At 41.4% G+C, this 13,486-nt stretch carries 14 protein-coding genes and 1 pseudogene; 14 read left to right on the top strand and 1 reads right to left on the bottom strand.

What is annotated here, in order from left to right; genetic code table 11:
* Positions 1-20 precede the first annotated feature (20 nt).
* The 3 genes and pseudogenes from VB733_RS22570 to VB733_RS22560 all read left to right on the top strand — a co-directional run.
* Positions 21-317: pseudogene (locus tag VB733_RS22570) on the top strand (IS701 family transposase); the annotation flags it as partial.
* 102 nt (positions 318-419) lie between these two features.
* On the top strand, positions 420-1,271 hold the full coding sequence (locus VB733_RS22565) for a hypothetical protein (RefSeq protein ID WP_323342299.1): 852 nt from the start codon (positions 420-422) through the stop codon (positions 1,269-1,271).
* Between the two features lie 35 nt (positions 1,272-1,306).
* Positions 1,307-1,792: a putative molybdenum carrier protein gene (locus VB733_RS22560; protein WP_323342298.1), complete on the top strand. Its 486-nt coding sequence runs from the start codon at positions 1,307-1,309 to the stop codon at positions 1,790-1,792.
* Positions 1,793-2,135: 343 nt separating this feature from the next.
* On the opposite strand, the gene VB733_RS22555 is transcribed toward VB733_RS22560, so the two are convergent.
* Positions 2,136-2,738, bottom strand: coding sequence for a hypothetical protein (locus tag VB733_RS22555; RefSeq protein ID WP_323342297.1), 603 nt, complete (start codon positions 2,736-2,738; stop codon positions 2,136-2,138).
* A 239-nt stretch (positions 2,739-2,977) separates the two neighbouring features.
* On the opposite strand from VB733_RS22555, the gene VB733_RS22550 reads away from it, so the two are divergent.
* The 11 genes from VB733_RS22550 to VB733_RS22500 form a co-directional block, all read left to right on the top strand.
* On the top strand, positions 2,978-3,943 hold the full coding sequence (locus tag VB733_RS22550; RefSeq protein ID WP_323342296.1) for a tyrosine-type recombinase/integrase: 966 nt from the start codon (positions 2,978-2,980) through the stop codon (positions 3,941-3,943).
* 142 nt (positions 3,944-4,085) lie between these two features.
* Positions 4,086-4,334: a hypothetical protein gene (locus VB733_RS22545; protein ID WP_323342295.1), complete on the top strand. Its 249-nt coding sequence runs from the start codon at positions 4,086-4,088 to the stop codon at positions 4,332-4,334.
* Positions 4,334-4,774: a type II toxin-antitoxin system VapC family toxin gene (locus VB733_RS22540; RefSeq protein ID WP_015201114.1), complete on the top strand. Its 441-nt coding sequence runs from the start codon at positions 4,334-4,336 to the stop codon at positions 4,772-4,774. The genes VB733_RS22545 and VB733_RS22540 overlap by 1 nt, the downstream gene beginning before the upstream one ends.
* Positions 4,775-4,846: 72 nt before the next feature.
* Positions 4,847-5,758, top strand: coding sequence for a DUF6884 domain-containing protein (locus tag VB733_RS22535; RefSeq protein WP_323342294.1), 912 nt, complete (start codon positions 4,847-4,849; stop codon positions 5,756-5,758).
* Between the two features lie 210 nt (positions 5,759-5,968).
* Positions 5,969-6,640, top strand: a complete 672-nt coding sequence (locus VB733_RS22530) for a sigma-70 family RNA polymerase sigma factor (protein ID WP_323342293.1) — start codon at positions 5,969-5,971, stop codon at positions 6,638-6,640.
* 1 nt (position 6,641) lies between these two features.
* Positions 6,642-7,250 carry a hypothetical protein gene (locus tag VB733_RS22525; RefSeq protein WP_323342292.1) on the top strand — a complete coding sequence of 203 codons (609 nt, stop codon included), beginning with the start codon at positions 6,642-6,644 and terminating at the stop codon, positions 7,248-7,250.
* Complete coding sequence (locus tag VB733_RS22520; protein WP_323342291.1) at positions 7,247-8,038, top strand: ImmA/IrrE family metallo-endopeptidase; 792 nt, start codon at positions 7,247-7,249, stop codon at positions 8,036-8,038. Before VB733_RS22525 ends, VB733_RS22520 begins: the two co-directional genes overlap by 4 nt.
* Before the next feature lie 9 nt (positions 8,039-8,047).
* The gene (locus VB733_RS22515; RefSeq protein ID WP_323342290.1) at positions 8,048-9,124 is read left to right on the top strand and encodes a DNA double-strand break repair nuclease NurA; all 1,077 of its coding nucleotides are present in this window, start codon (positions 8,048-8,050) and stop codon (positions 9,122-9,124) included.
* Between the two features lie 27 nt (positions 9,125-9,151).
* On the top strand, positions 9,152-10,885 hold the full coding sequence (locus VB733_RS22510; RefSeq protein ID WP_323342289.1) for an ATP-binding protein: 1,734 nt from the start codon (positions 9,152-9,154) through the stop codon (positions 10,883-10,885).
* Positions 10,886-10,887: 2 nt separating this feature from the next.
* On the top strand, positions 10,888-12,063 hold the full coding sequence (locus tag VB733_RS22505; RefSeq protein WP_323342288.1) for an exonuclease SbcCD subunit D: 1,176 nt from the start codon (positions 10,888-10,890) through the stop codon (positions 12,061-12,063).
* Positions 12,044-13,486: SMC family ATPase (locus VB733_RS22500; RefSeq protein WP_323342287.1), on the top strand; the 1,443-nt coding region annotated here is incomplete at its 3' end. The genes VB733_RS22505 and VB733_RS22500, both read left to right, overlap by 20 nt.

Below are 13,486 nucleotides of genomic sequence, written 5' to 3'. Positions count from 1 at the left end.
AGCCTGACTCAGAGAATTCCAAAGAGATTTCACAACAGATAACTAGAAGTGAGTTTATTAAAATTCATGATACACATTGGGGCATTGAAAGTTTTCATAGAGCAGTAAAACAGCTATGTGGTATCTGTCGGTTTATGGTTAGAGATAGCCACGCAATCAAAACACATATATTTTGCTCGCTTCAAGCATTTGTTCGTTTAGAAAAAATGCGCTCTGAAAATATCATTCACAATTGGTATGAAGTACAAAGGAATCTATTCACAAAAGTTATTCGTGAATATGTTTTGGATAATTTGAGTGCTGCTTGTGCTGATTAAATCCATAAACTAGTTATTTTGTCAATGCGTAAGTCCTATTAAATTTGTTTTTTACCATAAAAGTAGCGAAAGAGCCAAAATTTCTAAATCAAGGCAAAAGTAATGTTTGATCAACCTCGAAAGTGGTTACATAGACACTGGTATGGAATAGGCATTGCCTATTTACTTATTTGGGGCAGTATATTTCTATCTATTTGGGCAGTTATAGAACCACTTGATATTTCTAAAACAATTGAGTTTCCCGCTTTTGCTAATAACCGAATTTTCATTCATATATTATTGACGTTTCTTCTTTCAGCACATGTTACACTTGTCCTTGAAATGCTCGTTATAAGAGAAAGAAAAAAAGAATATAAATCTAGTTCTCTTGACTTGTTTGAAACTTTTCAGGATGCCACACCTAGAATAAAGGATTTAATTAATGCAAGTATAAGAGAGCAAGGTACAACTAGAATAAAAATTATTGGTTTAGGAGGGCAACATACCTGGGAACTTTTAAGGTCGCTTGTATTAAAAGATATCTCAAAAAAAATTGATATAGTTATTTGCCTTTTTTCAATTCCAAATAATCTAGCACTGCTAAATTTAAATAGTAGTGCAATAAGAAGTCTAAAAGATTGGTCTGAATACGCTGATCAATGTTTTCGTAGTATTGAAGATTTCAAAGATGAATATGAACAAAAACTAAGTTCCAGTAATATAAATATTAAACTGGTACGGTATGAGCATCTACCAGTTGTTCATGGTACTCTCATAAACGAGCAGCACCTATTTTCAGGTTACACTTACTGGACTCGCAAGGGTGGCATGAATGGAACAACAGTAAAACACTGCCATTATAGTTCTGATAGCGAAGTAGGCAAATACGAAATAGAATTCTTTACGAACTGGATTGAGCAACTTGAGGCAACAGCAAGTCAGCAGATGGGAAACAACGCTTCAAATAACCCATAAAAGAGAAAAGCTAAATCACAACGGGGATAGGACTGATGGAGACAAGAATACTGTTAGCTAACAGCTTAAAAATAGTCTCTGGTGGTCAGACAGGAGCAGATCGCGCAGCTCTTGATTGGGCTATAGCTCATCAAGTTTCTCACGGAGGTTGGTGTCCCAAAGGACGTAAAGCAGAAGATGGTATTCTTGATGCACGCTATAACCTAACTGAAACACCATCATCTGAATATTCCGAACGAACTGAATGGAATGTCCGTGATTCTGATGGAACTGTTATATTTTCAATTGATAAAGAAATTTTTGAAGGCACTTTATTAACTGTTGAATTAGCTAAAAAATATGAAAAACCATGTATACATATATGTAGGAATTTAACTGATATAAATCCTGTCAGTCAATTTCAATTATTTCTCTCCAAGTTTGGAATAGTGAACCTTAATATTGCCGGGACAAGAGCATCAGGTGAACCAGAAGTTTATCAGTTTGTTAGAGAAATTCTTGACCGTGCTTTCTTGCCTTAGAATAGTTATAAATTCTGGAATGAGGAAGTAACATAATTAACTTGTCTCATATTATATGAAAAAGATTACGGCGTTCTTCCTCAACAGCGGGCATCGCACGTTGACGCGGCGCTATCGTCTGCACGAAAAACCACGATGTTGAACGTTTGTTGGTTTTGAGCGTAAAGTACTCGCGCAATTCTGGGTGGAAGTATTTTTATGCTCGTTTAACAGATGTGGCAATTATCTGATTCCCACAGGTATCGGGGTCACAACATCTATTATTTTAACGGTAAAGCAATCAAAGAGTGAAATCTTGCCTATTGGGATACTCCGCATGGCATAGCTTTATTAAATGTCGGGTTCAAGTAATTGGATGATACAATCCTGTTTTCTCGTTAAATTCCCATCCAATACCAGAAGTATCTTTGCGCTTAGACCATGCAAAAAAAAGTGGTGCGGGTTGACTCTCTCTTTCCTTGCGGATGGTTTCTGGAGTTACCCCCAACCTTGAAGCTAAACTTTCTTCTGTAATGGGCTGAAACTTAACAGGTTGCCCTTGATAATAGGAATTACTGTTGTATGATTTACCTCGCCTTGGTTGATTATTAATATTACTTTGAAGCTGCATAATTGCCTCAGCAAATTGAGTCAACCGATTATTTATCGCATCGATTTTTTGCTCTAAATCATATATACGTTTAGTTGATGGTATTTCGTCGCTATTTGAAGAACCCGACAGTTGGGATTCTAAATTATCCAAGCGAGAGCAAATTTCCGATATGGTTTGATACGCTCCATCATGGGGACTACCAGAGCCAAATTCCAAGGTTTTGATCAAATCATCCAACCCAGAAAGTACCTCGTTTGTAAGTCCCTGTCGATGCAACCGGGATAAGGAGCGCACTGGGTCAATTAAAGGAGTGGGTACGCGCACCATTTGGCTGGGTTTGTTTTCGTCGGACATAGTGATATCGCGGTTGATAGCGTTGCTATCGATATCATTATAGATAGCATTGATATCAAGATACCAGGAATTTGGATGTGAAAGAGGATTTTAGTTCACCCGTGGCGGGCATTATTGGCATTCGATGCTTCCAAGGGTAAGCATCGAATGCTCACATCCCAGATGGATTAAGAGTTCCGCCGTATTGGACGTAATACATGCTAGGCTAATTATCGAAAAGATTTATTTTCAATACTTATATGTCGCCAAGCGATGATGATGGTTCTATATCGCGGGTTAATCCTTTTGCGATCGCTCTCGAACGCGATTTGTTGCAGGAGTTATTGCTGGGCAAGCGCAATAAAAGCACCCGCCACGAGTATGCCAAGGATTTAAAGAATTTTTTTATGATGGTGTGCGCTCAGGAACCGACTCCGGTGTTGGTGGCGCAGTTTTTACAAATGGATAGGTTTTCGGCTGTGACTTTGGTGTTGCGTTATAAGTCAAAGTTGGTTGATAAGGGTTTGAAGGAGGCGACGGTCAATAGACGCTTGGCGGCTATTAAGGCGTTGGTTAATTATGCCTATCAGGTGGGTAAGTGTGATTGGACGCTGGCAAATATCAAGTGTGAGAAGGTGAAGCCGTACCGGGATACGACGGGTATTGGACCGGAGGCGTTTAAGAAGATGCTGGCAATACCGGATAGGGAGACGTTGAAGGGAAAACGCGATTATGCGCTGTTGCGACTTTTGTGGGCTAATGCCTTAAGAAGAGAGGAAATTTCCCAATGTAATATTGAGGATTTGGATTTGGAGGCGGGGACTTTGAGTATTTTGGGGAAGGGGAGGGGAACCCAAAAGGAGAATATTGACCTACATCATAAGACTTGCAAGGCTCTCCAAGATTGGTTGTTGGCACGATATGAGTTGGATAGCAAGCAACCCTTATTTATTTCGTTGCGTCCGCGCTACGGGCATCGGTTGACGGGGGATGGTATTCGCAAGATTGTGGTGGAGATTGCCGAAAATGCTGGGATATCTAAAACTATTAGTCCCCATAGAATCAGGCATTCGTCGGTAACGGCGGCACTCGATGCGAGTGACGGGGATGTGCGTAGCGTGCAAAAGTTGAGCCGCCACGCGAGTTTGAATACTTTGATGATTTATGACGATAACAGAACCAAGGCGCAGGGAAAAATTACGGCGCTGTTGGAAGATTTGGTGTGAAGTTTTACAACTCAAGCGCTGGAATCGAGTGAAGACGCTAAAATCTACAGCAGTATTATTTCAGCGTGATTTGGGAACGATTGCGTTAGCTGGAATCGGGTGAAGACGCTAAAATCTACAGCAGTTGATGAGGGTTAAGTTGATGAGTCCATCACTTCAAAAAATTTTAATCGAGATTGAGCAACTGACTCCAGAAGAGCAATTGACGGTGATGGGGCATTTAGTGGATCGGGTGAAGAAGCACGTCACTCAATTGCAGCCACAACGAAAGTGGAGCGATTTGAAGGGGATGGCACCCTATCCGCTATTAGGTGAGGATGCTCAGGAATGGGTTTCGCGGACTCGAAGGGAAGGTGACGATCATCGAGAAGGGTTGTTGCGAGGAGAGTAATGAGAATTAGTGACGCATTAGCAGGAGTTTCTCGTTTATTTCTCGATACAGCACCTGTAATTTATTTTGTGGAACGAAATCCACAGTTTGTAGATTTCGTCGATCCAATTTTTGAGCGGTTGGAAGTTGATATTACCGCAGTAGCATCGCCAATAACGTTATCAGAGTGTTTGGTGGGTGCTATACGTCTGGGATTAGTGGATTTAGAGCGGGCTTTTGTCGATGTGTTACAGCAGGATGAAGTGGTTTTTGTGGAGATTGATGCTGCTATTGCGCGAGAAGCTGCAAGAATTCGGGTGCATTATAACCTTCAGTTACCCGATGCCTTGCAGGTTGCGGCGGCTTTAACGTCCGGCTGTGATGCCTTTTTGACCAATGATGTGGCTTTGAGGCGGGTGACGGAGTTGAGGATTTTGGTAGTGGGTGAATTAGTGCTATAGGGGGTAAATTCATAAAATAAGCGTTTTTTATAGGGTATGGTATGGTGCTTGACGTGTGGAATGGCATCTAAAATGGTTAAGTTTTGTGATGAAGATAGTCTTGACAACCTTACGAGCGAAGTCTCTACATACAGCCAAAATCTTCTCATCCTGGGTTGTTCCCAACGCAAGCGCTCCGACTCAGGATTATTAAGAGCGATCGCCAGATATGATGGTCCTACCTTCCAGGTACTGCGGCGATTTCTGAAGCAACAGCCTCAAGTTTCAAACAATATCAGTACATATATATTGTCGGCAGAGTTCGGTTTGATTCCTCAAGATTTTCTCATTCCGTATTATGACCGACGAATGACAGCAAGTAGAGCTATTGAGTTGCGATCGACTACGGTTGCAAAACTGAGCGATATTGTCAATTCCAGACCTTATGAAGAAGTTTTTCTCTGCATGGGTCAAATTTACTTTCAAGCTATACAAGGATACGAGGCTATTTTCCCTAACAATCTAAATATGCAAGTAGCCTCTGGTAGTTTGGGTAGAAAGTTGGGGGAATTGCATGATTGGTTGCATGGGAAGCCACCCGAAATACCCCAAAGTAAGCACAAAAATATCAATTTAAGTAAAAACCCGATAATTAAGGGAGTAGAGGTTTTGCTTACTACACAAGAGGTACTTAATATTGCTCACCAGTCGTTGGAGAAAAGTGAGTCAGCGAGAAAGGAGGGTTTCTCTCATGCCGGCTCTGACGTTCGCTCTTCGTTGGTGCAGTGCCCCGCAGCCTGCCCGGAGGGCTTAGGGAAGGAGAAACCTCGAAGAGGTTATCGAGAATTTGCAAATTTCCAATCTTGGTATGTTGTTGTAGGAAATGAGCGTGTAGCACCCAAGTGGCTAGTTAGCCAAATTACTGGGCTGCCTGTGAGTAACTTTTCCACAAAGGAGGCACTACGGTTGTTGGTGCAATTAGGTATTGAAGTTAATAGAGTATAAATATACACTTCTGTTGTAGTGATAAATTAGAGACACAAAAAAAATTGCGCTTTGACTGTAAGATTTTGTGGGTCTTATGGCAATTCAATATTAGGGGCGATATTCGGAGGATATTGAATGTGCGAAGTGCGGATATTTTTTGATGACCACTGTAAGAATTCGCCTTGCTCGTGGCAATTAAATATCAGGGGTGGTGTTTAGGAGGTGACATTGAAACGACAATTAGGGCAACCAGTAGACCCATCCTATGACCCTGAATTGCACCAGAAACAGCAGTTGCTAAGTCAGGTAGTTCAGGAGGAGTGGCAAGTTCTTCAACGTACAATTCAAATGTATGTGATTAAGGCAATAAGGCAATTCGGCGATAAGTTGGGTAATAGTAGCGATCGCAATTTTACCGAAACAGTAGCAAAGGAAATTTTCCACGAAACTGTCGAGGAGGCTCTCAAAATAGCTGGTAAATTTGACCCTAATCGTTCGGCTCGTCCCTGGTTATTGGGTATTGCAGCTAAAAAAATACAACGGTGGCAACGTCAGCAAACCCAGCAGAATAAGCGAATTACACCCATTGCCGAACTCCCCTTAGCTCGCAAACTTAAGCAGCAAAATTCAGAAATTCTTTCAGAAGAGGAAATTTTAGGAATATTATACGAGTCATCAAATTCGTCCGACCCCGAAATGTTGGAATATCTGCTGTCATTGGTAAATGATGGTTATCGAGAAATACTGAAATTAGCTTTTGTTGATGGTTTAGACGGAGAATCCTTGGCTGCTGCGTTAGGGACAACAGCAGGGGCAGCTTACACCAAAAAGCACCGTGCGATCGCGCAGTTGCGTCAAGCTTACGCCCAAAGTAACAAGTCATCAGAGGAGGGCAGATAAGATGCAAAAACGTTGGGAAAATCAGCAGCCTTACTCCCGTGAAAAAGCTATTCATTTATATGTACAGGCTTTAGACGAAGGTGATATGGAAGTAGTAGCTCAAATACTTGATATTGCCTGCGATGACCTGGAATTAGAACAAATTATTACAGAAATTAATTTAGCCTACCAGGAAGAGGAGCAGATAACACCAATTGCTACTGATGCCGAACAGGTAAGAAATTTATTACGTAAACATTTTAAGAGTGCTTTTGAAACGGAAGTTAGTAATCCCAAGCCCCTCACTGTTGGGGAAGTTGCTGCTCGCCTCCAAGCAGATCGCCGTATTTTACCAACCGACGATGAAGCCAACCGTATATTGATTGGCAGTTCCGTACTCATACCAAAATGCCTCTCGCTGCAAGTAATTGAGGAATTAGCTGCTCAATTAGGAATCAAGACTAGTCAAAGTTTTTGGCGCACCTTTCGAGATACTGCCATCATGCTGGCAATGGGACGCAGCCACAGCCAGGCACAATTGGCAGCTCGTGAGGAAAAAGCTCGTTATCAGGTACAGGTAAACTCCAGCAGACTGCGGGCTAAAAAAGATACTACAAAAGAACAGAAATGATGAAAACGCCAATCCTTCCTCAAGAGACTAACTCTAATAAAATTGCCGCAGCCGTGCAAGAAGTTTACAAGCAAGCGGGAATCGAAATAGTGTCAATAAATTCTGGTGTAGTGTCATTGTCTGAGCTAATAGGGGCTTATCCTATCCGGGTTGCAGAACTGGAAAATTTGACAACCCAAAGTGCAGCTAAATTTTTGGCTGCTGAAACTGGGCAAGATGTTCCAATGCCTAAAACTGAAGACCAAAAGTTAGCAGGTTTTTTGTATGCCTATGAGTATGCTGGTGTATTTTATGGCTGCATTTTAGTAGAAAAGAATGAACCAGTTACACGTCGGCGCTTTTCAGCCGCCCATGAACTTGGGCATTACTTGTTGCATTTTCTACCTTTACTTGAAAGTCATATTCAGGATAATTTTAGCGAATCTTTGGTATTAGCTGAGTGTTTATATATTGATGAAAATCAAGTAGATAGTGATGTTTTGAAAGGTCAATTGACTCTCACTAGTGGAGTGAAAGCCAAAACTTACGCACCACCAATAGATAAAGAACAGATGGAAAGAGAGGCTAATCAGTTTGCAGCTGAACTTTTGATGCCAGCAGATGCCTGTGAAGAATTAGCCAAGCGTTATAGCCGCCGCTTTGGTAGAGAAAGAAAAGTATTAGCAAATCGATTAGCTACTGAATTTTTAGTAAGTAAAAAAGCGATGATACGACGACTAGAAGAATTGGAATTACCTGAAAAACTCTTAAATTATGAAACACAACAGCCAAAAAATACTACCAATTAACTGACACCAATGAGTTTAGATTTTTTCAAAAATTACGATGCACGCCGCCTTGAAGAATATGACCATCCTCCTTCTTTGGAGGATGAAAATGAAGAACTAGAAGAAGGAGCTAAGGAAGTCAAGCTTAATTATGAATTAAATCTAGAACAATGGAAACCTATAAGCCTGAACATATCTGATGATTGGAGTCCCCTGAATTGGAAAGAGCGACCTCGGTGCTTTGTTGATGGTAAAGATGTTGGGGAAACAATTGCTTGGTTAAGCGCTCCTGGAGGTTATCCAGTTCCCATTCGTCTTTCCCAGATTGGCAGCATAGTTGTACGGGTGGAAAATGGCGAATTTCAGCGTGAATTTGAGGTTGTGGAAAGAGTAGTATCAATGGCAGTTGACCTCTTCCCTTGGGAAGAAGTGGAAAGTTTTGCTGTTGATTTGCAAGCACATGGATTTCGTTTATTGTCAGCCATGCCATATGACAAAAAAGATGGCAAGCATAAACCATCTTACGAATTAGAAAAAATGCGTAAGGCAGCAGAAAACAAATCAAATACAGAAATGGGTTTGCTCGAAGAAGCTGCAATAACTCAATGTAGCGATATTTCCACAATAATTGATGGACGTTTAGAGCCTCGTAAAGATGGATTTGATGCTGCAAATGATCCAGTTTTTGGCGTTATAAAAACTCATCGTAAGCTTTATTTGCATTCTCAAGGAATGCAGCTTTTATATCAATTGGAACCAGGAGAACGAACACCAGTTTTTAGTATTAATGATAAAGATAAACAACAGAGTGGTGGTCGGCTTCCAGTTATTTCATGGTATGTCCGTCTCTCTGGTGGTTCTACTACTCCCGACTGGGGATATGTCCGTGTGGAAGCCTGCTTAGAATGGTTTGAAAAACGCAAGCGGGACTGGGATTTTATCAACTTACTATCACGAACAATTTATGAATACCGTTGTCGAGAGAAAAGCTATAAGCGTGCCCCTATTTCATTACATCCTATTGTCCGAGCTGAAGAGAAGCTTGGCTTATGCTTCTCTTGTCGCAGGAAACTCAAAAATAATCTCTATCATTTGACCGGATTGTAAATAATTAAATCCAGAAGGAGTAAATAAATGGCAAAAGAAAGCACCGAAAATCAAGGAACACCCAACTTTGATTCTCAACAAAATATATCTACAGTTAAAAACCCAATTGAACTAATTGGGCGGGTTGCTTCTCCACCACAGTTGGAGTCTAATTCAGAACAATTCTATTTTTGGATTCAGCATGATCGCCTCGTAGAAAAGACTCAATTGGTTCGTGCCGAAAGCCAGATTGAGGGTAAAAAAATTGACTTTTATGGTGTAGTTCAAGAAGTTCACCGTCGTAGTCGCAAACGTGATATATACGAAGAGTCGGATGTGATGGACGGTGATGTAGGAAACGATCCACCCTTCAAACCTGAAGGAGTTACCTACGCTAGCGTCAGTATTTTACGCACCAACCCAGATGTTCTTACACCTCCCATTGAGCAAAGCAAAGTTTATTTGGGGGGTGCAACTGAAGCAGAATTTTCCTACGGTTTCGATGAGATGAAAAGACCTATGGCTGTAGGTCGCTTGCGTAATGGTGGTAGTAATTATGCGGGTTTAGCCAAGATAGATTTAGCTTACCTATTAGGAGACTATAGCGGTCATTTAAATGTCACAGGGATGACGGGTGCTGGTACAAAAACCAGTTTTCTTTTGACTATTGTCAAATTACTTCTCCAGGAAGCAAGACCCAAACAAACTAAAGACCCTTTACATATCGTGCCCATTGTACTGAATGTTAAGGGTGAAGATTTGATGTGGATTGACCGCGAAAGTAGGGAGTTCAAGAAGAAATTTGAAAATCATAAAGACGATTGGAAAGAATTAGGTATTGAACCAGAACCTTTTAAGGGGTCACAATTCTATACGGTAACTACCATAGACGGTTGTAATGCTACAGCTTATTTTTGGTCTCTTTCAGATGTATTAGCTGGTGATCTTTTTCCATACCTTTTCAGTGATGACACAGTTAGCCCAGTAATGATGTTTTTGGTGAATGATATTGTTGCTTTTCTTACTAATGATGAGGGTCAACCAGCTTTACCAGAGGGAGTGCAAACTTGGCATGAATTACTTACTTGGATACGAAATCAAGCTTCTATACGAGAAGATAACAATCGTGCCATCAGGAATCATCAAACTGGCACTTGGCGAGCTATCTACCGGAGGTTGGCAGATATTTTAAACGAAGGTGAAAGTATCTTTCCTCGAAATGCGCGTAGTGGAAAACCATTGCAAGTCACACGCTCCCAGACTTCTTTGCCCCAAGTAATAGATATTCATTCTTTACCAGCATCTTTACAGCGTTTTGTTGTGGCAGCCATTTTTCAACAAGTAGTCGCTGCAAGAACTGGTGGTAATGCTACTCGTGGTTTGCGCTACCTCTTAGTTTTAGATGAATTGAATCGGTTTGCTCCACGCAATAGTACAGACCCTATTACCAAGCTTTTAGAAAGAGTTGCTACAGAGATGCGAAGCCAAGGGGTCATTTTATTAGGTGGACAACAATTTGCTTCACAGGTTTCTACAAAAATCGTCGAAAGTGCTGCCGTCCGAGTGCTGGGACGCACGGGGATAGCAGAATTGCAAGAAAAACTATGGCAAGGCTGGGATAAATCGGTTCGGCAACAGGCAAGTGTTCTAAAACTGGATGAAAAACTAATCATGCAAACAACATTTCGGCAGCCGATGTTTGTCAAATTACCTTTTCCGTCATGGGCAATGAACCGAGAAGATATTGCTCCAACACCACTGGCGCAAACACCGGAGATTTAGTAATGCGTATTTTACATACTTCTGACTGGCATCTGGGCAACCGCTTGAATGTTCACGATCGCACTGATGAACTTTTTAGTCAAATTGAACGCATCTGTCAACTAACAGAGAAACACCAAGTTGATGTGCTATTGGTTGCTGGTGATATCTTTGTGCGTCGAGCGCCGGAATTGACTAAACGTTTGGCAAAGGTTCTGTCTCCCTACGTACAAAAGGGGCTACACGTCATCTTAATGCCAGGAAACCACGATGACCGAGAACATTTTCGGATGATGCACGCACTTCTTTCTTTAGAACAAGGAGATAGCGATCGCGTTCGCGTTGTCCAAACTCGTGAAATCTTTAAGATCAAAGGTGTTCAATTTGCCGTAATTCCCTACCCTACTAGAGAATTGCTAGAACCCCATCGTCTAGACGCAACTGGGAAAACAGAGCGTAATGCAGTTCTTAGTACTGCTTACGCGAATTTAGTGAGATCGGTTGTTGATGCCCTTGATCCATCATTACCAGCAGTTTTTGTAGCTCATGTCAATGTTGCAGGAGTCACCACACCCAGCGAAAAAGAATTGAGCTACGACGAAGATATTCGTTTGGGAAGGGCAGACTTGCCCGATGCTTCAAATCTAGCCTACATTGCCCTCGGTCACATTCACCAGCAACAAAAACTTGAACACCCTATCCCCTGCTGGTACAGCGGCAATATTGAGCGGTTGGATATGGGTGAACACAAGGATGATAAAGGTGTTTTGTTAGTGGATGTTCCCCCAGAAGGAGTGGCCACCGTCACAACCTGGGAACAGGACGCGACTTTGAAACTAGACGCAACACCTTTTTATAACATTACTATTCCTGCTGCCGATCTAGAAACGCTACCTAGCCTTTATCCAGATAGCGATCGCGCTTTTTTCAAAATCCGTCTGGAACTTCAGCCTGGAGATGAGCGGATATTTCTGCAACGTCGAGCGCGTGAACTATGTCCCCGTTGTCTTGATGTGACATTTTCAGGTGAAGGTTTGTCCCGTACCGTGGGTGATATGCCAGAACGTCCAGAGGATTACGCAGCTACAGTGCTGGGCTACCTACGTCAAGTTTATGCTGACGACCCAGATTTAGCGGAATTAGAAAAACGAACCAATGAACTAATGCGTGAGGTGAACAATGCTATTACAGAGGATTGAACTTAAAGGTTTCTTGAGCCATTACGGGCAGAAAAATGAAGCAGGCGAACTGGAGCCACAGGAAATAGATTTTCGCTCCTCACCACTTTGGCTTATTCACGGAGAAAATGGCGCTGGTAAGAGTGCGCTTTTCGATGCCATAACTTTTGCACTGTACAAAGAACATCGGGGTGGGGGAAGTAGCTTTTATAAGCTTATTAGCGATGCAACCGACAAGGCTGAAATCAGTCTTGAGATTGAACTTGGTGGACAAAGCTACCTGATACAACGCACTATTACGCGAACTCGCCGCAAAGTTAAGGATCAGTACGAGGAAGGGGCTAAGATTTGGGGAATTGTGCGATCTGGTACACGCAACGATTCGCCAGCGATACCTGGTACTGAGAATAAGGTTGAAGAATGGGTACAAAATAATCTTCGAATGAGCTACGAAACTTTTGTATCTGCTGTCCTATTACGCCAAGGTGAAGCTGATGCTTTCTTGAAAGCGAAAGCAACTGAACGTAAAAAACGTCTACTGGAACTTCTCGACCATAAATTTTATGAAAAGTTGGGAGACAAAGCTACCAAACTGCGTAATAACTGGAAAAAGGAACGAGATAAAAAACAGCAAGAACTTGATAGATTATCCTTAATTACTAAAGATAATCTAAAATCTCAAGAGCAAGTCATCACGGAAGTAGAGCAATCACTAACTAAAGCTAAAATATCCCAGTCCGATAAAAAACAACAGTTAGGTAATGCCCGTAATGCTGCTGACTATATAGCCCAAATTACCGAGAAGAAAAAACAGCAACATAACGATGCTGTAATCATCACTAGGGATAATGAAATACTGACAAATGTGCGGCGTTATAGAGAATTAAAAACTGTCCTACAGCATCTCAATAATTTGTGGAGGGAGCGTCAAAGATTAAATGAGGAAGATAGTCATATTAAACAGACGACGGAGAACCTTGCTACTTTACAAATTGAAATAAACAAACTTTCTTCTCAGTTACAACAATCTAGGAATGATGAAAATAAGAAGAATGAAGAACTTACAATTGTTACTCAACGCTTAGAGCAAGTCAAAGAACGCCAGCAATACCTGAATAATAACTTGAGAGAATTGGAGCAAGTTACCAGAGTTGAAAAACAGATACACGAAGCTGAAGAACAACTAAAACCTCATCTTCACATCTTGACTCACGCTGACGAAATTGATCATAATTACCAACGTCATGAGATGCTCCGTAATGCCGTCTCTCTCATGCAAAGCTTAATTAATACTCAACAACAGCTAATTGCATCTGAAGGAGAATTTAAAGCAGCGAAAACAGATGTTAGCAGTTGTCAAGAAAAGGTTAATACAGCCAAGGCAGAAGAAGAAAGGTTGCAGAATATTATAGAAATAAAAAAACATGAGCATGATAATATAGGG

It is taken from the genome of Calothrix sp. UHCC 0171 (genome assembly GCF_034931845.1).
Taxonomy (GTDB): Bacteria; Cyanobacteriota; Cyanobacteriia; order Cyanobacteriales; family Nostocaceae; genus Brunnivagina.
The sequence above is the reverse complement of the archived record's forward strand: the minus strand, read 5'-3'. Positions and strand labels throughout refer to the sequence as shown.

Coding starts and splice junctions, on each gene's coding strand:
- VB733_RS22565 (WP_323342299.1), top strand. CDS start 420: ATGTTTGATCAACCTCGAAAGTGGTTACATAGACACTGGTATGGAATA.
- VB733_RS22560 (WP_323342298.1), top strand. CDS start 1,307: ATGGAGACAAGAATACTGTTAGCTAACAGCTTAAAAATAGTCTCTGGT.
- VB733_RS22555 (WP_323342297.1), bottom strand. CDS start 2,738: ATGTCCGACGAAAACAAACCCAGCCAAATGGTGCGCGTACCCACTCCT.
- VB733_RS22550 (WP_323342296.1), top strand. CDS start 2,978: ATGTCGCCAAGCGATGATGATGGTTCTATATCGCGGGTTAATCCTTTT.
- VB733_RS22545 (WP_323342295.1), top strand. CDS start 4,086: ATGAGTCCATCACTTCAAAAAATTTTAATCGAGATTGAGCAACTGACT.
- VB733_RS22540 (WP_015201114.1), top strand. CDS start 4,334: ATGAGAATTAGTGACGCATTAGCAGGAGTTTCTCGTTTATTTCTCGAT.
- VB733_RS22535 (WP_323342294.1), top strand. CDS start 4,847: ATGGTTAAGTTTTGTGATGAAGATAGTCTTGACAACCTTACGAGCGAA.
- VB733_RS22525 (WP_323342292.1), top strand. CDS start 6,642: ATGCAAAAACGTTGGGAAAATCAGCAGCCTTACTCCCGTGAAAAAGCT.
- VB733_RS22520 (WP_323342291.1), top strand. CDS start 7,247: ATGATGAAAACGCCAATCCTTCCTCAAGAGACTAACTCTAATAAAATT.
- VB733_RS22515 (WP_323342290.1), top strand. CDS start 8,048: ATGAGTTTAGATTTTTTCAAAAATTACGATGCACGCCGCCTTGAAGAA.
- VB733_RS22510 (WP_323342289.1), top strand. CDS start 9,152: ATGGCAAAAGAAAGCACCGAAAATCAAGGAACACCCAACTTTGATTCT.
- VB733_RS22505 (WP_323342288.1), top strand. CDS start 10,888: ATGCGTATTTTACATACTTCTGACTGGCATCTGGGCAACCGCTTGAAT.